At 62.6% G+C, this 22,348-nt stretch carries 26 protein-coding genes; 12 read left to right on the forward strand and 14 right to left on the reverse strand.

Going from position 1 to position 22,348, the window contains the following annotated elements:
• The first annotated feature begins 73 nt into the window (after positions 1–73).
• Complete coding sequence (locus BFP99_RS23460) at positions 74–745, forward strand: Bax inhibitor-1/YccA family protein (RefSeq protein WP_027607314.1); 672 nt, start codon at positions 74–76, stop codon at positions 743–745.
• 63 nt (positions 746–808) lie between these two features.
• Here BFP99_RS23460 and murB read toward each other — a convergent pair whose 3' ends face one another.
• From murB to BFP99_RS23500, 8 genes are all read right to left on the reverse strand, one after another.
• On the reverse strand, positions 809–1,828 hold the full coding sequence (murB, locus tag BFP99_RS23465) for a UDP-N-acetylmuramate dehydrogenase (RefSeq protein WP_065927095.1): 1,020 nt from the start codon (positions 1,826–1,828) through the stop codon (positions 809–811).
• Positions 1,825–2,289 carry a low molecular weight protein-tyrosine-phosphatase gene (locus BFP99_RS23470; protein WP_065948337.1) on the reverse strand — a complete coding sequence of 155 codons (465 nt, stop codon included), beginning with the start codon at positions 2,287–2,289 and terminating at the stop codon, positions 1,825–1,827. The genes murB and BFP99_RS23470 overlap by 4 nt, the downstream gene beginning before the upstream one ends.
• A complete protein-coding gene (gene kdsB, locus BFP99_RS23475) occupies positions 2,289–3,053 on the reverse strand; it encodes a 3-deoxy-manno-octulosonate cytidylyltransferase (RefSeq protein ID WP_065927093.1) in 765 nt (254 codons plus the stop codon). The genes BFP99_RS23470 and kdsB overlap by 1 nt, the downstream gene beginning before the upstream one ends.
• Positions 3,050–3,235 (reverse strand): Trm112 family protein, encoded by a 186-nt coding sequence (locus BFP99_RS23480; protein WP_003174668.1) that lies wholly within the window; start codon positions 3,233–3,235, stop codon positions 3,050–3,052. The genes kdsB and BFP99_RS23480 overlap by 4 nt, the downstream gene beginning before the upstream one ends.
• 23 nt (positions 3,236–3,258) lie before the next feature.
• Positions 3,259–4,269, reverse strand: coding sequence for a tetraacyldisaccharide 4'-kinase (gene lpxK / locus BFP99_RS23485; protein WP_065927092.1), 1,011 nt, complete (start codon positions 4,267–4,269; stop codon positions 3,259–3,261).
• Positions 4,269–4,697, reverse strand: a complete 429-nt coding sequence (locus BFP99_RS23490) for an ExbD/TolR family protein (protein ID WP_027607319.1) — start codon at positions 4,695–4,697, stop codon at positions 4,269–4,271. Before BFP99_RS23490 ends, lpxK begins: the two co-directional genes overlap by 1 nt.
• Entirely contained in the window at positions 4,694–5,329 is a 636-nt protein-coding gene (locus BFP99_RS23495; RefSeq protein WP_027607320.1) for a MotA/TolQ/ExbB proton channel family protein, read from the reverse strand. Before BFP99_RS23495 ends, BFP99_RS23490 begins: the two co-directional genes overlap by 4 nt.
• Positions 5,330–5,438: 109 nt before the next feature.
• Positions 5,439–7,664, reverse strand: coding sequence for a ComEC/Rec2 family competence protein (locus tag BFP99_RS23500; protein WP_256097773.1), 2,226 nt, complete (start codon positions 7,662–7,664; stop codon positions 5,439–5,441).
• Between the two features lie 135 nt (positions 7,665–7,799).
• Here BFP99_RS23500 and BFP99_RS23505 point away from each other — a divergent pair, with 135 nt between their 5' ends.
• Entirely contained in the window at positions 7,800–8,315 is a 516-nt protein-coding gene (locus BFP99_RS23505) for a DUF2062 domain-containing protein (RefSeq protein ID WP_027607322.1), read from the forward strand.
• 3 nt (positions 8,316–8,318) lie between these two features.
• On the opposite strand, the gene BFP99_RS23510 is transcribed toward BFP99_RS23505, so the two are convergent.
• Together BFP99_RS23510 and BFP99_RS23515 are read right to left on the reverse strand one after the other, a co-directional pair.
• Positions 8,319–9,686 carry a sensor histidine kinase gene (locus BFP99_RS23510; protein WP_065927090.1) on the reverse strand — a complete coding sequence of 456 codons (1,368 nt, stop codon included), beginning with the start codon at positions 9,684–9,686 and terminating at the stop codon, positions 8,319–8,321.
• Positions 9,676–10,404, reverse strand: coding sequence for a response regulator transcription factor (locus BFP99_RS23515; protein ID WP_065948338.1), 729 nt, complete (start codon positions 10,402–10,404; stop codon positions 9,676–9,678). The genes BFP99_RS23510 and BFP99_RS23515 overlap by 11 nt, the downstream gene beginning before the upstream one ends.
• Before the next feature lie 205 nt (positions 10,405–10,609).
• Here BFP99_RS23515 and BFP99_RS23520 point away from each other — a divergent pair, with 205 nt between their 5' ends.
• From BFP99_RS23520 to BFP99_RS23535, 4 genes are all read left to right on the forward strand, one after another.
• Entirely contained in the window at positions 10,610–13,363 is a 2,754-nt protein-coding gene (locus tag BFP99_RS23520; RefSeq protein ID WP_065948339.1) for a response regulator, read from the forward strand.
• 23 nt (positions 13,364–13,386) lie between these two features.
• On the forward strand, positions 13,387–14,376 hold the full coding sequence (locus tag BFP99_RS23525) for a 2-hydroxyacid dehydrogenase (protein ID WP_065940052.1): 990 nt from the start codon (positions 13,387–13,389) through the stop codon (positions 14,374–14,376).
• Positions 14,377–14,447: 71 nt separating this feature from the next.
• Positions 14,448–14,888: a hypothetical protein gene (locus BFP99_RS23530; protein ID WP_027607327.1), complete on the forward strand. Its 441-nt coding sequence runs from the start codon at positions 14,448–14,450 to the stop codon at positions 14,886–14,888.
• Positions 14,885–15,289 (forward strand): META domain-containing protein, encoded by a 405-nt coding sequence (locus BFP99_RS23535; RefSeq protein ID WP_065927086.1) that lies wholly within the window; start codon positions 14,885–14,887, stop codon positions 15,287–15,289. The genes BFP99_RS23530 and BFP99_RS23535 overlap by 4 nt, the downstream gene beginning before the upstream one ends.
• A 230-nt stretch (positions 15,290–15,519) precedes the next feature.
• Here the strand turns inward: BFP99_RS23535 and BFP99_RS23540 are convergent, their stop codons facing one another.
• Positions 15,520–15,981 carry a TlpA disulfide reductase family protein gene (locus BFP99_RS23540; RefSeq protein ID WP_032889653.1) on the reverse strand — a complete coding sequence of 154 codons (462 nt, stop codon included), beginning with the start codon at positions 15,979–15,981 and terminating at the stop codon, positions 15,520–15,522.
• 115 nt (positions 15,982–16,096) lie between these two features.
• Here BFP99_RS23540 and arsC point away from each other — a divergent pair, with 115 nt between their 5' ends.
• The 3 genes from arsC to BFP99_RS23555 are packed head-to-tail and all read left to right on the forward strand — an operon-like array spanning position 16,097 to position 17,452.
• A complete protein-coding gene (gene arsC, locus BFP99_RS23545; RefSeq protein ID WP_065948340.1) occupies positions 16,097–16,450 on the forward strand; it encodes an arsenate reductase (glutaredoxin) in 354 nt (117 codons plus the stop codon).
• Positions 16,447–17,061 carry an NAD(P)H:quinone oxidoreductase gene (gene wrbA / locus BFP99_RS23550; protein WP_027606360.1) on the forward strand — a complete coding sequence of 205 codons (615 nt, stop codon included), beginning with the start codon at positions 16,447–16,449 and terminating at the stop codon, positions 17,059–17,061. Before arsC ends, wrbA begins: the two co-directional genes overlap by 4 nt.
• On the forward strand, positions 17,045–17,452 hold the full coding sequence (locus BFP99_RS23555; RefSeq protein WP_065940056.1) for a DUF2069 domain-containing protein: 408 nt from the start codon (positions 17,045–17,047) through the stop codon (positions 17,450–17,452). The genes wrbA and BFP99_RS23555 overlap by 17 nt, the downstream gene beginning before the upstream one ends.
• A gap of 7 nt (positions 17,453–17,459) precedes the next feature.
• Here BFP99_RS23555 and BFP99_RS23560 read toward each other — a convergent pair whose 3' ends face one another.
• Positions 17,460–18,131 (reverse strand): DNA-3-methyladenine glycosylase I, encoded by a 672-nt coding sequence (locus BFP99_RS23560; protein ID WP_065948341.1) that lies wholly within the window; start codon positions 18,129–18,131, stop codon positions 17,460–17,462.
• A gap of 80 nt (positions 18,132–18,211) precedes the next feature.
• Complete coding sequence (gene ttcA, locus BFP99_RS23565) at positions 18,212–19,036, reverse strand: tRNA 2-thiocytidine(32) synthetase TtcA (protein ID WP_065948342.1); 825 nt, start codon at positions 19,034–19,036, stop codon at positions 18,212–18,214.
• Positions 19,037–19,300: 264 nt separating this feature from the next.
• Between ttcA and BFP99_RS23570 the strand changes: the two genes are divergently transcribed.
• Positions 19,301–19,903, forward strand: a complete 603-nt coding sequence (locus BFP99_RS23570) for a Yip1 family protein (RefSeq protein ID WP_027606356.1) — start codon at positions 19,301–19,303, stop codon at positions 19,901–19,903.
• A 129-nt stretch (positions 19,904–20,032) separates the two neighbouring features.
• Positions 20,033–20,527, forward strand: coding sequence for a SprT family zinc-dependent metalloprotease (locus tag BFP99_RS23575; protein WP_027606355.1), 495 nt, complete (start codon positions 20,033–20,035; stop codon positions 20,525–20,527).
• A gap of 95 nt (positions 20,528–20,622) precedes the next feature.
• On the opposite strand, the gene BFP99_RS23580 is transcribed toward BFP99_RS23575, so the two are convergent.
• A complete protein-coding gene (locus BFP99_RS23580) occupies positions 20,623–21,798 on the reverse strand; it encodes a CaiB/BaiF CoA transferase family protein (RefSeq protein ID WP_065948343.1) in 1,176 nt (391 codons plus the stop codon).
• Between the two features lie 157 nt (positions 21,799–21,955).
• On the opposite strand from BFP99_RS23580, the gene tusD reads away from it, so the two are divergent.
• Positions 21,956–22,348, forward strand: coding sequence for a sulfurtransferase complex subunit TusD (tusD, locus tag BFP99_RS23585; protein ID WP_065948344.1), 393 nt, complete (start codon positions 21,956–21,958; stop codon positions 22,346–22,348).

The raw sequence follows: 22,348 nt of genomic DNA on the forward strand, positions 1-22,348 counted from the left end.
TCGCCATCGCTTGTTACAGAGCGTCTGTTATGATCTTTGCGACTGAACGTTTCAAAACCGAAGGAGTGTCGCCATGCGCGAACAGAATTACGCAGTGAATGGTAACGCGCAGGCTGAGCAGCTTGAAGTCAGCCGCGTGTTGCGCAACACCTATGGCCTGCTCGCCCTTACCCTCGCATTCAGCGGCTTAATGGCGTTCGTGGCCCAACAGATGCACGTCGGCTACCCGAATATCTTTGTCGTACTGATCGGTTTCTATGGCCTGTTCTTCCTGACCAACAAGCTGCGTGACTCGGCCTGGGGCCTGGTGTCGGCGTTTGCCTTGACCGGTTTCATGGGCTTTATCCTCGGCCCGATCCTCAACCGTTACCTCGGCATGGCCGGTGGTGCGGAAGTGGTCAGCTCGGCGTTTGCCATGACCGCCTTGGTGTTTGGTGGTCTGTCGGCCTACGTGCTGGTCACACGCAAGGACATGAGCTTCCTGGGTGGCTTCATCACCGCGGGCTTCTTCGTGTTGCTGGCGGCGGTGGTGGCGGGCATGTTCTTCCAGATCAGCGGCCTGCAACTGGCGATCAGCGCGGGTTTTGTGCTGTTCTCCTCCGTGTGCATCCTGTTCCAGACCAGCGCCATCATCCACGGCGGTGAACGCAACTACATCATGGCGACCGTCAGCCTGTATGTGTCGATCTACAACCTGTTTATCAGCCTGTTGCAGATCTTCGGCATCATGAGCCGCGACGACTGATTTACTCGCTGCATAAAAAATGCCCCGTATCGAAAGATGCGGGGCATTTTTGTTTTCGGGGTATCAGTACTGGTTGGGTTCCATTTCCAGCTCGACCTTGAAACGCTGGGCGATGTCGCGCTGGATACGCTGGGCCAAGTTGGCAATATCGTGCCCTGTGGCGCCGCCATAGTTGACCAGCACCAGCGCCTGCAGGGCATGCACGCCGGCATCGCCGTCACGAAAGCCCTTCCAGCCGGCCTTGTCGATCAGCCAGCCAGCGGCCAGCTTCATCTGCCCATCCGCCTGAGGGTAAGCCACCAGGTCCGGATACTGTGCCTGTAACTCTTCAGCCAGGGCTTTGGACACCAACGGGTTCTTGAAGAAGCTGCCGGCATTGCCAAGCACTGCCGGGTCGGGCAATTTTTCGCTACGGATGCTGCAAATCGCGCGACTGACATCGCTCGGTGTCGCCTCGGTGATCCCCTGCCCTGCCAGGCGCTGCTGCACTGGGCCGTAGTCGAGCTTGAGGTGGCTGGCGCGGCTCAGGGCAAAGCGTACCCGCAGGATCAACCAGCGCCCGGTTTCGTGCTTGAACAGGCTGTCGCGGTAGGCAAAGTTGCATTCTTCCAGGCTGAAATCGCGCAACTCGCCCGTCTGGCGATCGAGGGCGGTCAAGCCGGCAAAGACGTCCTTGATCTCCACACCGTAGGCACCGATGTTCTGCATGGGGGCGGCACCGACGGTGCCGGGGATCAGGCTGAGGTTTTCCAGACCACAGAAGCCCTGCTCCAGGGTCCACAGCACAAACGGGTGCCAGGCCTCGCCTGCTTCGGCTTCGACCACCACCTGCACGCCATCATCCTGCAGCACGCGAATACCCTGGGTGGCCATGCGCAACACCAGGGCAGGAATGTCCTGGGTCAGCAGCAAGTTGCTGCCACCGCCGATCACCAGCAAGGGCAACGCCTGGGTCGACGCATAGGCCAGTGCCTCGCGCACATCGGCGTCACTGCGGGCCTCGGCGAACAGTCGGGCACGCACATCAATGCCAAAGCTGTTGAATGGCTTGAGCGACACCTGCGCCCGCACTTGCAAGGTCATAACCGCCCCTTCAATTCGATCACCAGTAAATCACACGCCCGCTCGATCAGGTCCAGGACCCGTTCGAAGCCTTGTTCGCCTTCGTAGTAGGGATCCGGCACCTCGTCCACTTCAGCCTCATAGCGCCGCAGGAACAGGTCCAACTCCGCCTTGCCCTGGCCGGGCTGCATGGCCTTGAGGTTGCGCAGGTTGCTGTGGTCCATGGCCAGGATCAGGTCGTAGCGCGCAAAGTCGGCGCGGGAGACCTGCCGGGCCCTCTGGGCCGACAAATCGTAGCCGCGCACCAGCGCCGCACGTTGGCTGCGCTGGTCCGGCGGGTTGCCGACATGCCACTCGCCGGTGCCGGCGGACGCTACGTCGACCTGCCCCGCCAACCCGGCTTCGCGCAATTTATGGCGCAGTACGCCCTCAGCGGTGGGCGAGCGGCAGATATTGCCCAGGCAGACAAACAGAACCTCCATCAGGCCCCCAGCAGGCGACGGACGCGCTCAAGGTCTTCCGGGGTATCGACACCCGCAGGCGGTGCTTCCAGAGCATCGCCCACGTGGATGCGTACGCCGTGCCAAAGGGCTCGGAGTTGCTCCAGGGATTCGGTATTTTCCAACCAGCACGGCCCCCAGCTGACGAAGTCATGCAGAAACCCCGCACGATAGGCGTAGATACCTATATGGCGACGATACGGCACGCCTTCCGGCAGCAGGTCAGGGTTCCTGGCGAAGGCGTCGCGCGCCCAGGGCAAGGTCGAACGGCTGAAGGTCAGCGCCAGGCCGTTGACATCACTGACCACCTTGACCACGTTCGGGTTGAACAGGGTGTCGATGTCTTCAATCGGCTCAGCCAGGGTCGCCATACGCGCTTCACCGTGGGCGGCCAGGTTGGCGGCCACCTGGTCGATCACGCCCGGCGGGATCAACGGCTCGTCGCCTTGCACATTGACCACGATGGCGTCTGGCGCCAGGCCCAACTGCGTGGCCACTTCGGCCAGGCGATCGGTGCCGGAGTTGTGATCTTCACGGGTCAGCACCGCTTCGGCGCCGAACCCTTTGCAGGCTTCGATGATGCGCGGGTCATCAGTGGCCACCACGACACGCTCAGCGCTGCTTTTGCAGGCCTGCTCCCACACCAGCTGGATCATCGGCTTGCTGCCGATCAGTTGCAGCGGCTTGCCCGGCAGGCGTGTCGAGGCGTAGCGGGAAGGAATGACAACGGTAAAGGCTGTGGTCATTTATCCAGGCGCTCGTCGGTGGTCAGGGTGCGGGCTTCGCTTTCCAGCATTACCGGGATGCCATCACGGATCGGGTACGCCAGGCCGGCGCCCTTGCTGATCAGCTCGGTTTTATCGGCGCTGAGCTTGAGCGGGCCTTTGCAGATCGGGCAAGCGAGGATGTCGAGCAGTTTGGTGTCCATGAGTGTTTCCTGGAAAAAAGCGTTTAAGGCAAAAGACGGGCGGGCAGCAGGCGCATCAGCTGCGTGTCGAACCAGGCGACGAACGCCGGCGACGGCACCGCATCCACCGCAAGGTACCACCAGTCGGGCTGGGCAAAGGCGCGGCACTTCACCGCGTCCTTCTCGGTCATGACCAGTGGCAATGACGGGGTAAAACTCAAGACCTCGGCACTGTAGGGCGCATGGTCGGCGAAAGCATGGGGAATCGGCTGCCAGTGTAGCGTTTCGAGGGTGTTGAAGAAACGTTGCGGGTTGCCGATACCGGCAACCGCATGTACCTGCTGCCCCTCAGGAAAATACGCCAGCGACTGGCGCTCGCCGCTGTGCAGGTTGACCAATGCGGTAGGTTGCAGGCGAAATCCAAAGCCGTCGTCGCGATCCGAGCCAGCACCGTTGTAGAGCAGTGCATCCACACTGTGCAAACGCTCAACCGGTTCGCGCAACGGCCCCGCCGGCAGGCAACGGCGATTGCCCAGGCCCCGGGCGGCGTCGATCAGCACCAGTTCCAGGTCACGGGCCAGGCGGTAGTGTTGCAGCCCGTCGTCGGAGAGGATCAGGTCGAGGGTCTCGCTGGCAAACAAGGCCTGCACCGCACGACTGCGGTCGGGATCGATCATCAGCGGCACGCCGCAGCGCTGCACGATCAGCAAAGGCTCGTCGCCCGCCACCGTGGCGCTGTGGCTCGCCTCGACGCGCCATGGCAACTGCGGCGGCTTGGCGCCATACCCGCGACTGACCACACCCACCCGCAGGCCACTGCGCCGACAGTGTTCGATCAACCACAGGATCAACGGCGTCTTGCCGGTGCCGCCCACGGTGATATTACCGACCACCACCACCGGCACCGGCGATTGATAGATCTCGCCCTCTCCCGCCAGGAACCGCGCGCGCTTGCGCTGCACCACCCGGCGATACAACGATTCCAGCGGACGCAACAACGCCAGTGCCGGATGGCCCTCGTACCAGGCCTTGAGCAAACGATCGGACATGGCCATCAGGGTTGGCTCGCCGCCTCGACAGTGCTCATGCGCAGATGGCTGAAACCGAGCTTGCCGGCAGCGTCCATCGCAGTGATCACGGCCTGGTGCTGGGTCTTGCCATCGGCACTGATGGACAACGGCATCTTGGTATCGCCGCCGGACTCTTTCTCCAGGGCCGCCATGAGGCTGGCGAGGTCGTTTTTCTCGAGCACCTGGTTATTCACCGAAAACGCGCCGTCGGCGCTGATGGCGATGTCCAGTTGCTTGACTTCCTGGTCTTCGGCCGGCGAACCACTCACGGCTTCCGGCAGGTCGACGCGCAGTTCGGTCTGCCGGGTGAAGGTGGTGGTGACGACAAAAAACAGCAGCAGGATAAACACCACGTCGATCAACGACGCGAGGTTGATGTCGACATTTTCCCGTTGCTTGCGGCGAAATTTCACGCTTTGCCCCCAACCAGGTCCACATCACGGTCGCCCTGCACCACTTCCACCAGCTTGATGGCTTCCTGCTCCATACCGACCACCAGTTCATCGATGCGCCGCTGCAGGAAACGATGGAAGAACACCGAAGGAATACCGACCATCAGGCCCGCCGCCGTGGTAATCAGGGCCTTGGAGATACCGCCGGCCAGCACGGCCGCGTTGGTGGTCATGCCCGAGCCCATGAACGAGCTGAAAATATCGATCATGCCCAGTACCGTCCCCAGCAAACCGAGCAACGGCGCCATGGCGGCGATGGTGCCGAGGGCGTTGATATAGCGTTCCAGTTCATGGATGACCCGGGCGGCGGCCTCTTCGATGCACTCCTTCATGATCTCGCGACCATGCTTGGAGTTGGCCAGGCCGGCGGCGAGGATTTCACCCAGGGGCGAGTTGGCGCGCAGTTCCTTGAGTTTGTCCTTGTCCAGCTGCTTGTTCTTGATCCAGCTCCAGACCTGCCCCAGCAGATGCTCGGGGGTGACGCGACTGGCGCGCAGGGTCCACAAACGTTCGGCAACGATGCCGAGTGCGGCGATGGAGCTCAGGATGATGGGCAACATCATCCAGCCGCCAGATTTGACCAATTCCCACACAGTGAATGTCCCCTCGAAAAAGTGCGCCACTTTACCATATAGGTTCGGCGGCGGGGTTCGTCGGCCATGGACCCGTCTGTCCCAGGCGCCGGCCTTTGGCATGGCCGGCTCAGGGTAACGTTTCGCGCCAAAAACGGCGTTGACTACGCGCAACAGTGGGTGGCTGGAAAGCCCCTAATTGCACGCGCACCGCGCCCAGCTCGGCACTGTCGTATATCTGGCTGCCCAGTCGCTGGTAGCGCTCCACCACCTGCGGGTGAGGATGGCCGAACGCATTGCCACGCCCACGGGAAATCAGCACCGACGTGGGCGCCAGCCGCTGTAGAAAAGGCCAGGACGACGAACTGCGGCTGCCATGGTGAGGGGATTGCAGCCAGTCGGTGTGCACGGCCAACGAAGACGCGAGAAATGCTCGCTCGGCAGCCCGATCAATATCCCCCGTGAGCAGCAGCCGCTCACCATTGGCCTGGACCTGCAGAACACAGGACTTGGGGTTGCCATCAATCGCATCAGGCCACTGCCACAGCTCGAATGCCACACCGTCCCACTCCCACCGTTCGCCGCTGACACAGGGCTGGGTGGCGAGAAACGCGGGCAACCCTTCGGTTTCACCGCCCACGACACGCCGGATCGGCAACCCTCGGGCAACAGCCGACGCCCCACCGGCATGATCGGCGTCGGCGTGGCTCAGCAGCATCATATCCAGCGTCCCGACGCCGAGCTTTTTCAACGCGGGCACTACCACACGGGCACCGAGGTCAACCGTCCCCGAACGCGGGCCGGCATCGTAGAGCAACGTGTGATGGCGGGTACGCAGGATCAAGGCCTGACCCTGCCCGACATCCAGCTGCACCACCTCCACCCGCCCATGGGGCACGAGCTCGCGGGGTGGAAACACGGCCAACAACAGCAGCGGCAAGCCCAGTGGCCGAAACGGCACGCCGCTGGGCAGCAATAACAGCACCGCGCCGACCAGGCTGATCAGCCAGTAACCCAGGGGCACTTCGGCCGGTATCCAGGCAGGCATTAGCCCAGCGAGCCATGCCAAGCCCCGGAACAACTCGTCAAGCGCCCCACCCGCCAGCCACAACAAGCCCTCACCCGCATACGGCAGCGGCAACAATGTGCTCCCCAGCAACGCCAGGGGCAACACCACCAGGCTGATCCACGGCACGGCAACCAGGTTGGCCAGCGGCGCACTGACGCTGACGGGCAAGCCGAGCACCAGCAACACAGGAAACAGACCAACGGCAATCAAGCACTGGGGGCGTGTCCATGCCTGCCAGACACTCCACGGCCCCAAGCGCCCACCAAATCCCAGGACCAGCACCGCGACAGCCATGAAGGACAGCCAGAATCCGGGTTGCAGGCTGGCCAGTGGCTCCAGGATCAGCACGCCATTGAGTGCCAGCAACAACGGCCACCAGAAGCCCAGATGACGAAAGCGCAGGCGCCACAACAACACCAGCCCCACCATGACGCAGGCCCGTTGCACCGGCACGCCAAACCCTGCCAGCAGGCCGTACCCCAGCGCGGCGGCAAACGCCAGGCCGCACGCCCACGGCAGCCACGGCCAGGTGCGGGGCCAGCAGCCGTAGCGTGCAAGTAGCGCGACCAAGCCGTAGATCAACCCCGCCAGCAAGCCAATGTGCTGGCCGGAAATCACCAACAGGTGCACCGTGCCAGTGTCCTGCAACACCTGCCAGTCTTCGGCCGCCAGCCCGGAGCCATCCCCCAGCACCAAAGCCGCCAGGCCCGCCTCGCGGCCTTGGGCATCCACCGCCATCAGGCGTTGGCGGACCGTGTCACGCCAGGCATGACGCGCCGGCGCCAGGCGCTCACCATCCTTCACCGAGCCGGTGGCGCCAATGCGCTGGGCCAGCAGCCAGGCCTCCTGATCGAAACCGTGAAAATTGAGCAGCCCGGCAGGCCGTTTCAGCGTCAAGGCCAGACGCCAGCGCTCGTCACTGCGTACCGGCGGCCCGCCGTGCCAAAACACCCGGATGCGCTTGGGCAACCGGGCGTTGCGCGCCTGGCTGTCGGCCAGCTCAAAACGCACGCCCGTCCCTGTCTGCTGCGGCAACCCGGTTACACGGCCTTCCAGCCATCGCGTCTGGCCATCCAGCACCGGCCGTAGTCGATCATCCAGCGCCCACTGCGCGCTGATGCAGGCCCAGCTCAAACCCAGCAGGAAAAATGCCAGTGGCGACGTACGAAAAGGCAATAGCATCAATGCCAGCACCAACATGGCTATCAGCCACCCCGTCGACGGCAACGCCGGTAGAAAGCGCAAGGCAAGCAACCCCAGCGCGAGCGCGAACATCCCTGTCTTCATGACCCCTCCTTTTCAAGTGATCCACTCAGTCTTAGACGAGGGCCCAGCGTGTCCTATGATGTTTTGTCACAAAGTCTGAATTTTCTGTTTATAGAATGCGGGCATACTTGCCCCTCGAACTGACCTGGACCCCCTATGCCTCGGCGCTTATTCAAACGGTACATGCCCGACCCCACCAGTATCAGGGAACACAAGTCATTACAGTTTCTTGGCACGTTGCTGCACGACCCGAACCTCTGGCACCTGAATCGGCACTCCGTGGCACGCGCCATGGCCGTGGGTTTGTTCGCGGCGTTTATCCCGATCCCATTGCAGATGCTGCTGGCGGCAGTGCTGGCGATCACCGTGCGCGGCAATATGCCCATCGCCATCAGCCTGGTATGGCTGACCAACCCGATCACCATGCCGGTGGTGTTCATCTGCACCTACATGACCGGCGCCTGGCTGATGAATGTGCCACCGCGCAGCCTGCCCGACGACCTGACCTGGGAGTGGATCAGCGGCCAGTTGAGCACGCTGTGGCAGCCCTTCCTGCTGGGTTCGGTGGTGTTGGGGCTGGTGCTGGGCGCACTGGCCTACTGCCTGACCATGGGGTACTGGCGCTGGTGGGTCGCGCACCAATGGAAAAAGCGCAAGCAGCGCCGAGGCTGAGACCTATCGCGCCGGCAACCGCAGGTGCACACGCAGGCCCTGGCCGGTATTTTCCGCCCACAGGCTGCCGTCCTGGCGTTGCACGGCATTGCGCGCGATGCTCAGGCCCAGCCCGAAGCCACCATCGCCGGGCCTCGAACCGTCCAGCCGCGTAAACGGCGCAAAGATTCGCTCCAGATCCTGCTCATCGATTCCCCCGCCCTGGTCTTCCAACCAAAGGTGCCAATACTCCCCCTCGCGGCATCCATCCAGGCACACGACCCCCTCCGCCGGGGAATGGCGTATGGCGTTGCGCAGGATATTCTCCAGGGCCTGGGCCAGGGCATTCAGGTTGCCCCGTACCCAACTGTCGGCGCCCAGAAGGCAGGGCAGCCGCGACGCCGGCCAACCGCTTTCAAAGCACGCGTTCTCGCGCAGCATGTCCCACAGCGCCTGCACCTGAATATCTTCTTTGGGCAGCGGCGCCCGCTCGGTATCCAGCCAGGCCAGTTGCAGGCTGTCTTCCACCAGGCGCTGCATGGCATCGATCTCCCGCCCCAGCCGCTCACGCAGGCGCGCAAGATCCTGCTCACTGTCACAGGCCACCCGCAAACGGCTCAAGGGCGTGCGCAGTTCATGGGACATGTCCCTTAACAGCTGCTGTTGCAGCATCACCGTACCCTGCAAGCGCTCGGACATATGATCAAACGCGCGCCCCAGCTCGCCCAATTCGTCCTGGCGGCTGGTGGCGTCGTGGGACATCCGCGTATTCAATTGATCGGCACGCCATGCGTTGGCCTGCTCGCGCAGTTGATTGAGGGGCATGATCAGCAACCGATAGAGGCCGATGCACAGCAACAAGGTAAAGAGGCCGGGAATCACGCCGTTGGTCAGCACCCGCCAGAACAGTTGGTAGCGCCCCGGCATAAAACGCTGCGGCAGTTCAATCACCAGCGAACCGGCGCCCGGATCCACCGCAAACGGGATCTTCAACCACGGCAACCCCTTGACGTGGCGGCTGACCGGCCAATCCAGGCCCCGCAGAAAGGTCAGGCGCTGGCTTTCCGTGTCGGTCAGCGGGTAGCTGCTCAACGACTGCAAGTCATTGCCGATCACCCCGATCCACGTGCTTTCGCGCTTGCCCATTGCCTGCAGCCACGCATCAACGCCGGCATTGCCGCTCTGGTTCCAGGCCTGCTCGGCGCCGACCGCATAACCACTCAAGGTGCTCCTGGCCTCATCGGACAGGTAGGCGTTCTTTTGCTCCATGTACCGGCCCCAGGACCAACTGAGCCAGATCATCAGCAAACAGAAGGCGATCAGCAGGCAGGCGAGCTTCCAGAATAACGAGTGCCTGCCCGGCAGCCGTTTCAGTGATGCCTCAAAGCCCATCGTCGTGACCGCTCAGCACATAGCCCTTGCCCCACACCGTGCGCACCTCACGCTCGCCGTAGCCGATGGCCTTGAGCTTGCGGCGGATCTGGCTGATATGCATGTCGAGGCTGCGATCATGGGGCGCATAACCCCGTTGCAACACGTGCTGGTAGAGGAAGGCTTTGCTGAGGACTTCTTCAGCGTTGCGATGCAGGGTTTCCAGCAGGCGATATTCGCTGCGGGTCAGGCCCGCCCAGTGGCCTTGATGAAAAACATCGCACAGTTCATCGTCGAAACGCAGGGTGCGGGTATCCTCGCGCACGGGCTCAAGCGTCGGCAACGGGCGCCGATCCAGGGCCACCCGCCGCAGGATGGCTTCGATACGCACGCGCAGCTCTACCATGCTGAAGGGCTTTGGCAGGTAATCATCGGCACCCAGGCGAAAACCGCTGACGCGATCGGTTTCAGCGCCCAGGGCCGACATCAGGATCACCGGAATCGAATGGCTCCGGCGCAGATGGGTGAGGATCGACAAGCCATCCAGGCCCGGCAGCAGAATATCCATCAACACCACGTCGAATGCCTGGTCGCGCGCCATCTCCAAGCCCTGCTGACCGTTCTGGCACCAGGTGACCTGGAAGCCACAGCGCCCCAAATGCTCATGCACATAGGCACCCAGCACGGGGTCATCTTCAATTGTGAGGATACGGGGTAGGCCAACTGCTGCGGGATTCATTAGCGTCTGCAAGTCATTCTCAATCACTGATTATTCAAGATAACCCCGCCGCAGGCAATCGCCACACGGCGTCCAACGGCCCGAAGATTGCCCTCTGTCATTAATTTGCAAGATTCCAGGCCGCGCAAATGGCTACACTGCGCAGGTGGCGCGGGCCGGATGCCGGCGCGGAAGATTGATATCAGTGTGGTAGCAGGAGAGTGGCGTGCTTAAAAGAATGGGGATAAAAGGCCGCGTACTGTTGCTGACCTTATTACCGACCAGCCTGATGGCCTTGTTGTTGGGAGGGTACTTCACCTGGATGCAGCTCTCGGAGTTGCAGGCCCAACTGCTGCAACGCGGCGAAATGATCGCCGAGCAGCTGGCGCCCCTGGTGGCTCCGGCCATGGGCAGCAGGAATACCGACCTGCTGGAGCGTATCGCCACCCAATCCCTGGAACAGACGGACGTACGCACCGTGGCGTTCCTCGCGCCGGACCGCACGCCCCTGGCCCACGCCGGCCCGACCATGCTCAACCAGCCGCCGGTGGGTAACAGTTCCCACCTGCTGCAGCGCACCGGCAACGACGCCACGCGCTACCTGCTGCCGGTGTTTGGTCGCCATCGCAACCTGGCGGGCGATTTGATCCCCGATGAAGCCGATCGCCTGCTCGGCTGGGTCGAGGTGGAGTTGTCCCACAACGGTATGTTGCTGCGCGGCTATCGCAGCCTGTTCGCCAGCCTGCTGCTGATTGCCATCGGCCTGATCTGCACCGCAGCCCTGGCCTTGCGCATCAGCCGTACGATCAACGCGCCGATTGGCCTGATCAAGCAAGCGGTGGCCCAACTCAAGGACGGCAACCTGGAAACCCGCCTGCCACCCTTGGGCAGCCAGGAGCTGGATCAACTCGCATCGGGCATCAACCGCATGGCCGAAACCCTGCAAAACGCCCGGGAAGAATTGCAGCACAGCATCGACCAGGCCACCGAAGACGTGCGCCAGAACCTGGAAACCATCGAGATCCAGAACATCGAGCTGGACCTGGCGCGCAAGGAGGCCCTGGAGGCCAGCCGCATCAAGTCCGAGTTCCTGGCGAACATGAGCCATGAAATCCGTACGCCGCTCAACGGCATACTCGGCTTTACCCACCTGCTGCAAAAAAGCGAGCTGACCCCGCGCCAGCTGGACTACCTGGGCACCATCGAAAAATCCGCCGACAACCTGCTGGGCATCATCAACGAGATCCTCGATTTCTCGAAGATCGAGGCCGGCAAGCTGGTGCTCGACAGCATCCCGTTCAACCTGCGGGATCTGCTGCAAGACACCCTCACCATCCTCGCCCCCGCCGCCCATGCCAAGCAGCTGGAACTGGTCAGCCTGGTGTACCGCGACACGCCGCTGGCGCTGGTGGGCGACCCGCTGCGGCTCAAGCAGATCCTGACCAACCTGATCAGCAATGCGATCAAGTTCACCCGCGAAGGCACCATCGTGGCCCGGGCGATGATCGAGGACGAGCAGGAAGACAGCGTGCAACTGCGCATCAGCGTGCAGGACACCGGCATCGGCCTGTCCAGCCAGGACGTGCGGGCGTTGTTCCAGGCGTTCAGCCAGGCCGACAATTCACTGTCGCGCCAGCCCGGCGGCACGGGGCTTGGCCTGGTGATATCCAAGCGCCTGATCGAACAAATGGGCGGTGAAATCGGCGTCGACAGCACGCCGGGCGAAGGCTCTGAATTCTGGATCAGCCTGAACCTGCCCAAGACCCGCGACGACGTCGAAGACCTGCCCTGCGCGCCGTTGTTGGGCCATCGTGTAGCGGTGCTGGAAAACCACGACCTGGCGCGCCAGGCCCTGCAGCACCAATTGGAAGACTGTGGCCTGGAAGTAACGCCGTTCAATACCCTGGAAAGCCTGACCAACGGCATCACCAGCGCTCACCAGACCGAGCAGGCTATCGACCTCGCGGTACTCGGCGTGACCGCCAACGATATTCCGCCCGAGCGCCTCAACCAGCACCTGTGGGACCTCGAACACCTGGGTTGCAAAGTGCTGGTGCTGTGCCCCACCACCGAACAGATGCTGTTCAACGAGTCGGTACCCAACCCCAACAGCCAGTTGCAGGCCAAGCCGGCGTGTACCCGCAAGCTGCGCCGTGCCCTGTCCGACCTGATCAGCCCGCGGCCCTCCCGCAGTGAACCGGGTGAGCCGTTGTCCAGCCGTGCGCCGCGTGTGCTGTGTGTCGACGACAACCCGGCAAACCTGCTGTTGGTGCAAACCCTGCTGGAAGACATGGGCGCGCAGGTCCGGGCAGTGGAAAGCGGCTACGCGGCGGTCGACGCGGTGAAACAGGACACCTTCGACCTGGTGCTGATGGACGTGCAGATGCCGGGCATGGACGGACGCCAGAGCACCGAGGCGATCCGCCAGTGGGAAAGCGAGCGCCATGGCACGCCCTTGCCGGTGGTCGCCCTCACCGCCCACGCCATGGCCAACGAAAAGCGCGCCCTGCTGCAAAGTGGTATGGACGACTACCTGACCAAACCCATCAGCGAACGGCAACTGGCCCAGGTGGTGCTGAAATGGACCGGCCTGGCCCTGCGCAACCAGGTGCCGGAGCGCGCCGTCGAAGGCCTGGGCCCCGGGGTGCAATTGCCGGTGCTGGACCACGAGGAAGGCCTGCGCCTGGCCGCCGGCAAGATGGACCTGGCGGCCGACATGCTGGCCATGCTGCTGGCCTCCCTGGAAGCCGATCGCCAGGCCATTCACGTCGCCCGCGAGGCCAAGGACAACCTGGCCCTGATCGAACGCGTCCACCGTCTGCACGGCGCCACCCGCTACTGTGGCGTGCCGCAACTGCGCGCCGCCTGCCAGCGCGCCGAAACCCTGCTCAAGCAGGACGACGCCAAGGCCATGACCGCGCTGGACGAGCTGGACATGGCCATTGCACGGCTGGCCAGTGAAGCGCGGGTCAGCGCCTGAACTCATCAAAAAGGACGCCTTTGATGCGTGTGATTCTTTTCAGCAGCCAGACCTACGACCGCGACAGTTTCCTCGGCGAACCCTTGCCGCGCGGCCTGGAACTGCAATTCCAACCCGCCCGGCTCAACCTCGACACCGTCGCCCTGGCCGAACACCACGAGGTAGTCTGCGCCTTTATCAACGATGACCTCAGCGCCCCGGTGCTGGAACACCTGGCCAAGGGCGGCACGCGGTTGATCGCGTTGCGTTCGGCCGGCTACAACCATGTGGACCTGCCTGCCGCCAAACGTCTGGGCCTGACCATCGTGCGCGTCCCGGCCTATTCGCCCCATGCGATCGCCGAACACGCGGTGGCCCTGATCCTCGCCCTCAACCGCCGCCTGCATCGCGCCTACAACCGCACCCGCGACGGCGATTTCAGCCTGCATGGCCTCACCGGCTTCGACCTGGTGGGCAAGACCGTCGGCGTGGTCGGCACCGGCCAGATCGGCGCCACGTTCGCCAGGATCATGGCGGGCTTCGGTTGCCGGCTGCTCGCCTACGACCCGTTCCCCAACCCCCAGGTCCAGGCCCTCGGCGCTGACTATGTGAGCCTGCCGGAGCTCTTGGCCCAGGCCCAGATCATCAGCCTGCACTGCCCGCTGACCGCCGACAGCAAGCACCTGATCAATGCGCACTCCCTGGCGCGGATGCAACCCGGCGCCATGCTGATCAACACCGGTCGCGGTGGCCTGGTCGACACGCCAGCGCTGATCGAAGCACTCAAGGACGGCCAGCTCGGCTACCTGGGGCTGGATGTGTACGAGGAGGAAGCCCAGCTGTTTTTCGAGGACCGCTCCGACCTGCCCCTGCAGGACGACGTGCTCGCGCGCCTGCTGACCTTCCCCAACGTGATCGTCACCGCACACCAGGCGTTCCTTACCCGCGAAGCCCTGGCGGCGATTGCCGGCACCACATTGGCCAATATTGCGGCATGGGCCGATGGCCGGGCGCAGAACCTCGTCGAAGGATGATCAGCGGTCACATACCAGGCTCATGATCAGCAGGCACCCGTGATAGGATGCCGCGCCTATTTGGAGGATCCATGGCCGAACACGATTTCCGCTTCAGCTTGCTGAGCCCGCAACACACCCTGATCGAATGCCGTGCCCTGGTGCCGGGCCGTTACCAGGTCACCGGCAACGGTGGCTCGATCAAGCATGACGACGTGCTGATCGTCACTCTGCGCGGCAGTAAAACCTTGTCCATGCGCCTTACCGTCGAAGGTGACGCGCGCTACTCCATCCGCCCTGCCGGCCAGTGGGTCGCCATGGCCCGCGGGCCGAAGTTCGGCGAGCTGGAGATTCACACCTGGAAGGTCAACTGCGACAGCTGCGACACCGTGCTGGAGTTTGAATTCGCGGTGGAAACCAAGCTGACCAAGGAGCCGCTGCAACCGGCCGCCAATGCACGCATTGCCGAGTTGGGTTGGGCCAGCGAAGGCGACAAACATCGTTGCCCGAAATGCCAGAAGGCCGGGCAATGAAAGGCCTGCTTCTGCTCGCCGCCGTCGGTGCGGCCCTGAGTGGCTGCGCCGGTGACGCTGCCAAGCTCAAGCAGGATCACAGCTACGTGGTGGAGTGGATTGGTGAGCGGCCGTTGATGGATTACGCACACCTGACCGTCACCCTCGGCGCCGATGGGCGTGCCTACGGCAACGGCGGTTGCAACCACTGGTTCGCGCCGTACACCCTTGAGGGCGACAAACTCAGCTTCGGCAAGCTCGGCAGCACCCGCAAGCTCTGCGCCGAGGCCCTGATGGAGCAGGAACAGCGCTTCTTCCAGGCCCTGCAAGGCGTACAGCGCTGGGACATCTCGCCGATCGAGCAGACCCGCTTCTGGCCGACCGAAGGCAAGCCGATTCGCCTATGGCTCGAAGAGGGCTGATTCCACCGACCTACAGGTTGGTGAGATTTAAATAATGAGATGGGTTGGCAGGTGGGAAGTTGCTCGGCTGTAGATCTCGTGGGCACCGCTGGGCCCCTGTGGGAGATGTCGAGCTTTAGCGAGGCTTCGATGGCGGCGGCATGGTTGGCAGGTGTGTCGGCTGACACACCGCTATCGGGGCAAGTCGAATCGTCGCACCGCCCCTCCCACATTTGATCGGGGGCAATACTCTAGCCGCGCAAGGCCTTGAGCTTGGCCAACACCCCTTCCGCCGTCTGCTCACCCATCAACTGCTCGCGCACCTTGCCCTTGTCATCAATGATATAGGTCACCGGCAACGCTTCGCTGCGCGGAATCTCGAAGATCCCGTCCGGGTTCTGTGCCAGCACGGTGAACTTGATCCCCAGTTTGTCGCTGGCCTCTTTCAGCTCTGCACCCTGCACATTGTCGAAGTTAACCCCGAACACCCCCACGCCCTGCCCCTTCAACTGTTCCGCCAGGGCGTTGAGTTCGGGGATTTCCGTACGGCATGGGCCACACCATTCCGCCCAGTAGTTGACCACCAGCCACTGTTTGTCCAGGCGCTCGGCCGCGACCTTCTGGCCGTACTGGTCAACGCCGTAGTCATTGCCGCAGCCGCTGAGCAGCAGGGTTGTAATGATCGCCAATGCACCGATCAGTCGCCTTGTCATGGGGTATTCCTTCGCAAAAATGAACGTTGGCTGCGACCTATCGCCTCTTACGGTTTAAGGACAGGACGCCGCGCAGGTAGAATACCCGCCACCTTACGCAAGATGCGACCCGCACATGACCGATCTGACGCTTTATCACAACCCGCGCTGCTCGAAATCCCGCGGTGCGCTCGAACTGCTGGAAGCCCGAGGCCTCGCCCCCACCGTGGTGCGTTACCTGGAAAACCCGCTGAATGCCGCGCAATTGAAGGTACTGCTGGCCAAGCTGGGCATCAGCGCCCGCCAACTGATGCGCACCGGCGAAGACGAATACAAGGCCCTCAACCTGGCCGACGCCAGCCTCAGCGAAGCGCAGTTGATCGCCGCGATCGCCGAACACCCCAAGCTGATGGAACGCCCGATCCTGGAAACCGCCAATAAAGCCATCATTGGCCGTCCGCCAGAGAACGTGCTGGAGATCCTGCCGTGACTGCGCCGTATGTACTGGTGTTGTATTACAGCCGCAATGGCTCGGTGAGCGAAATGGCTCGGCAGATTGCCCGTGGCATCGAGCAAGGCGGGATGGAAGCGCGGCTGCGCACCGTACCGGCGATCTCCACCGAATGCGAAGCCGTGGCGCCGAGCATCCCGGACGAAGGCGCGCTGTACGCCAGCCTCGATGACTTGAAAAACTGCTCGGGCCTGGCCCTGGGCAGCCCGACGCGCTTCGGCAACATGGCCGCGCCGCTCAAGTACTTCCTCGACGGCACCAGCAACCTGTGGCTCACCGGTGCGTTGGTCGGCAAGCCGGCCGGGGTGTTCACCTCCACCGCCAGCCTGCATGGCGGCCAGGAAACCACGCTGATGTCGATGCTGCTGCCGCTGCTGCACCACGGCATGCTGATCACTGGCCTGCCCTACAGCGAACAGGCGCTGCTCGACACCCAGGGCGGCGGCACGCCGTATGGCGCCAGCCACCATGCCGGGCCGGATGGCAAGCGCCTGCTCGACCCGCATGAAATCACCCTGTGCCGGGCCCTGGGCCTGCGCCTGGCCAAGACCGCCACGCTGCTGGAGAACGGCCGTGGCCAGGAAGCCTAAGGTTCTACCGCCGCAAGCGTGGCTGGAGCCACGGGTCAAGGCGGCACGCGCGTTAAGCCTGCTGGCGTTTTTCGCCCTGGTGGGTTTGTTGTGCGGGTACTACCTGTTCGTCGCCGACCTGCACGGCGCACGCCCGTGGGTGATCCTGCTGATCGAACTGGTGCCGCTGCTGGTGCTGGCGCCGGGGATGATCATCGGCAGCGCGCGCGGGCATTCGTGGATGTGCTTTGCGGTGAACCTGTATTTCATCAAGGGCGCGCTGGCGGCGTATGACCCGAACCGGCAGTGGTTCGGGGTGCTGGAGATGCTGGCCAGCCTGGCGGTGTTTTGCACGGCGCTGCTGTATGTGCGCTGGCGGCACCAGTTGAACCGCCGGTTGGCCACACCCTAGAACCCGGTCAGTGATTCACCGTATAGGCCAGCATCATCGACAGCTGGCACATCGGCCGCCCACTCTCGGCATGCCACTGGTTGAACGCAGCCTGCACCGTGGCCAGGTCGCGCAGGCTGGTGGGTGCCTTGTCGACAATCTTCTGCGCATTCAATGCCGCGACCACGTCATCGCTCGGCACAAAGGTATCCTTGCCCACCATCCGCAAAAAGCGCGGGGCCGACAGCCCGCCCAGCTGATGACCGTGCTTGCTCAGGTATTTCCATAACCCGACGATATCGGTCACCGGCCAGTCGGCGATAAATGCGCCGAAGCTGCCTTTTTCCTGCTCGATGTCCAGGATCATCTGCGCATTGCGCGGCACACTCTTGAGCTTGCCCAGGTGACGGATGATGCGCGCGTCCTGCATCAGCCGCTCCAGGTGCTCGGCCCCCATCAACACGACTTTTTCCGGGTCGAAGCCGAAGAACACCTGCTCGAAGGCCGGCCACTTGGCATCCACCACGCTGTGTTTCAAGCCGGCGCGAAACACGCGCAACGCCAAGGTCGACAGGTAGCGATCATCACTGATCTTGCGTAACTGCGCCGGAGTCTTGGGCACCGGCAGGTGGGCGTCCAGCTCGGCCGCTGAACCGAAGCGATTCAGACAATATTCGTGCAGCCACTTGTAATCGCGCATGCCCTCTCCTGCTGTTGAATGCTGGCAATGGAATTGAAAACGGCGCCCGCGAGCGCCGTGTGTCAGAGCGTTGAATGAGCTCAGAGGTTCACAACATTGACGAAACGCGGCGCGGCGCTCTCATCGATTTTAAGGCTGGTGAAGTCGAACAGGTTGCGGTCGGCCAATTGCGACGGCTGCACGTTCTGCAGGCTGCGGAAGATACTTTCGGTACGCCCGGGGGTCTTGCGCTCCCAATCCACCAGCATGTCCTTGACCACCTGGCGCTGCAGGTTTTCCTGGGAGCCGCACAGGTTGCACGGGATGATCGGGAATTGCTTGAAGTCGGAGTAGGCCTGGATGTCCTTCTCGTTGCAATACGCCAGCGGGCGGATCACCACGTTGCGCCCGTCATCGGCACGCAGCTTGGGCGGCATGGCCTTGAGCGAACCGTTGAAGAACATATTGAGGAAGAAGGTCTCGACAATATCGTCGCGGTGGTGACCCAGGGCCATCTTGGTCGCCCCGATCTCATCGGCAAAGGTGTAGAGCGTTCCACGGCGCAGGCGCGAGCATAGCGAGCAGGTGGTCTTGCCTTCAGGGATCAGTTCCTTGACCACCGAATAGGTGTCTTTTTCGACGATGTGGTACTCGACGCCCAGCGCCTTGAGGTAGGCCGGCAGCACGTGCTCGGGGAAGCCCGGTTGTTTCTGGTCCATATTGACCGCAACGATGTCGAACTTGATCGGCGCGACCTTTTGCAGGTGCAGCAGCACGTCGAGCATGGTGTAGCTGTCTTTGCCGCCGGAGAGGCAGACCATGACCTTGTCGCCGTCCTCGATCATGTTGAAATCGGCGACTGCCTCACCGGCCAGGCGGCGCAGGCGTTTTTGCAGTTTGTTCTGGTTGACCGTAAGAGTGCCCATGGCGCTTGGATCCGCTGGAGGTGTGTGACGAAAAGCCGGGTATTTTACGCAAAAAAAACAGCTAAAGGGCTAACAGTAAAAGACCCCGCCGCGATTAGGCCCCCTGTTTACAGCGCAATTTGCTCTAAAGGCCCTACGGTTATTCCGGTCATCCCTTCCTATACTGCGACTTGAGGTCGCACACATATATCCAGACCTTTGTGGCCATCTGGCCCGTGGGCGCTCCGATGGGGGGCGATGGTAATAACGACAGGAGTGACTGGCATGATCCATCACGTCGTGGGGCTGTTTACCCATCCCGACCAGGAATGGCGGGAAATTCGTGGCGATAAAGAAGAAAGCATCGGCCACATGTACCTCACTCACACCCTGATTCTCGCGGCGATCCCCGCCGTATCGGCTTTTATCGGCACCACCCAGGTCGGCTGGGTCATCGGCAACCGCTCCCCGGTCATGCTGACCCAGGAAAGTGCGCTGTGGATGACTCTCATGTCCTACGCGGCCATGCTCGGCGGCGTGGCAGTGATGGGCGCGTTCATCCACTGGATGGCCCGCACCTACGACGCCAACCCCAGCATGGCGCGGTGCGTGGCGTTTGCCACCTATACCGCGACACCTCTGTTTATCGGCGGGCTGGCGGCGCTCTACCCGCATATGTGGCTGGGCATGGTGGTGGGCACTGCGGCGATCTGCTACACGGTGTACCTGCTGTATGTCGGCGTACCGACCTTCATGAGCATCGATCCGGATGAAGGTTTCCTGTTTTCCAGCTCGATACTGGCCGTAGGGCTGGTGGTGCTGGTGGCGATCATGGCGTTTACCGTGATTGTCTGGGGGCTGGGCGTAGGACCGATTTACACTAACTGACCCGTTCAATCGTGAAGGAAAGGCCACCGCAAGGTGGCCTTGTGCGTTATGCATGACCATTCGGCGCCTGACAGATTCGGAAACACCCCGCTTTGCGGCATACTGGACGCCTCTGGAGATATGTACAGCATGCCCGAGCAACTCAATACCCGCGTCGAAGATTGTTTCCTGCAAGCCGAATCCTTTTTCAAACGAAGCTTCAAACGCCCCCAGGTCAGCCTCAAGCTGCGGGGCCAGAAGGCCGGTGTCGCGCATTTGCACGAGAACCTGCTGCGCTTCAACCCACAGTTGTACCGAGAAAACAGCCAACACTTCCTGAAACAGACCGTGGCCCATGAGGTGGCGCACCTGATTGCCCACCAATTGTTCGGCGAACGCATCCAGCCCCATGGCGAGGAATGGCAACTGATCATGCGTGGGGTCTATGAACTGCCGCCGGACCGCTGCCACACCTATGCCGTGAAGCGTCGCCAGGTAACCCGCTATATTTATCGTTGCCCGTGTGCCGACAGTGACTTTCCGTTTTCGTCGCAACGCCATGGCATGGTGGCTCAGGGGCGGCGGTACCTGTGTCGGCGCTGTCGGCAGACATTGGTGTTTACCGGCGAAACCAGAGTGGAATAAAGGCCTCATCGGGAGCAAGCCCCCTCCCACATTTTGATCGTATTCACAGGCCTAATGTGGGAGGGGGCTTGCTCCCGATAGCGTCCGCCCAGCCACTACATAATCACCTTGGAGCTGCGCAGCTCGCTGATGCGCTGGGGGCTCAAGCCCAGCTCCGCCAACACTTCATCACTGTGCGCACCCACGGCGACGCCAATGTGCCGGGGCGCTGGCAACCCTTCCGAAAACTTCAACGGGCAGGCTATCTGCGCCTGGCTAGAGCCATCACCCCTGGGCACCTGGCTGACCAGCGCCCGCGCCTTCAACTGCGGATGGGCCACGGCTTCGCTGAGCGTCAGCACCGGCTCCACGCAGGCATCCACCCCGGTAAACAGCTCGCACAATTGCTCGAAACTGCGCTTCTCGAACTCCACCTGCAAGGCCTGCTTAAGCGCCGGCTGCTGCTCAGGCTTCAAGCCCTGCGCGGCCAACTCCGGGCGGCCCAACGCTTCACACAACTGCTGCATGAAAGCCGGTTCCAGGCTGCCGACCGACATCCAGCGCCCATCTCGGGAGCGGTAGTAATCGTAGAAACTCCCGCCATTGAGCACATGGCCCTCCCGCTCAGGCTCCACACCACACGCCAGGTAACCCGCGCCGGCCATGGCGTTCAGGCTGAACGAGCAATCGGTCATGCTGACATCCAGGTATTGGCCGACCCCGCTCTGCTGCCGGGCGATAACGGCCGCCAGCAGCCCCACCACCGCATGCAGCGAACCGCCGCCCACGTCCGCCAACTGCACGCCCAAGGGCAGTGGCCCGCTGTCCCGGCGCCCGGTGTAACTGGCGACCCCGGCCAGCGCCAGGTAGTTGATGTCATGCCCGGCGCGGTCCTTATAGGGCCCGGTCTGGCCATACCCGGTGATCGACACATAAATCAGCCGCGGGTTGATCGCCTTCAGCGCCTCGTACCCCAGACCCAGGCGTTCCATCACGCCGGGGCGGAATTGTTCGAGGACAATGTCGTAGTCCTTGACCAGTTCGCGCACGATCTCCAGCGCCTGGGCCTGCTTCAAATCCAGCGCCAGGCTGCGTTTGTTGCGGTTGAGATAGGCATGGCTGGCGGAAGTCCCCTGGTCATGGGGCGGCAGCACCCGCAGCAGGTCGATGCGCGTGGGGGACTCGATACGCAGTACCTCCGCGCCCATGTCCGCCAGCATCAAGGAAGCAAACGGGCCGGGCAGCAAGGTGGAAAAATCCAGCACTTTGAGGGACGCCAAGGGACCTGACATGGAGACTCCATTTGGGTTTCGGATTCCCACAGACTAGGCAGCCTGGCGCCTACCGGCAATCGTCAGAACGATCATCGAGGGTGACCGTTTTGATCATGGCGGGCTTTTTCGTGGCGGCGGCTTTATCATTGGCCCACGTTTGCTTGCAGAGTGTTCCATGAAGTTTGCGATTGCAGTGTTTTCCGCCGCCCATGCGCCCTCCTCGCGCCGCGCCCTGCTGTTTGCACAGGCGGCGTTGGCCGGCGGGCATGAGATTGTGCGGCTGTTTTTCTATCAGGACGGCGTCTACGGCGCCTCCAATAACATCGTTGCACCCCAGGATGAGCAGGACATTGCCCGCCAATGGCGCGAGTTGGTCAATGTGCATCAACTCGACGGCGTGGTGTGCATCGCTGCCGCCTTGCGTCGTGGCGTGCTTAATGCCGAGGAAGCCACGCGCTATCAACGCAGCGCGGCCAACCTGGATGCGCCCTGGGCATTGTCTGGCCTGGGGCAATTGCACGACGCCACCCAGGCCGCCGACCGCCTGATCTGTTTTGGAGGGCCGTGA

Source organism: Pseudomonas sp. 1 R 17 (assembly GCF_900067035.1).
GTDB classification, from domain to species: domain Bacteria; phylum Pseudomonadota; class Gammaproteobacteria; order Pseudomonadales; family Pseudomonadaceae; genus Aquipseudomonas; species Aquipseudomonas marginalis.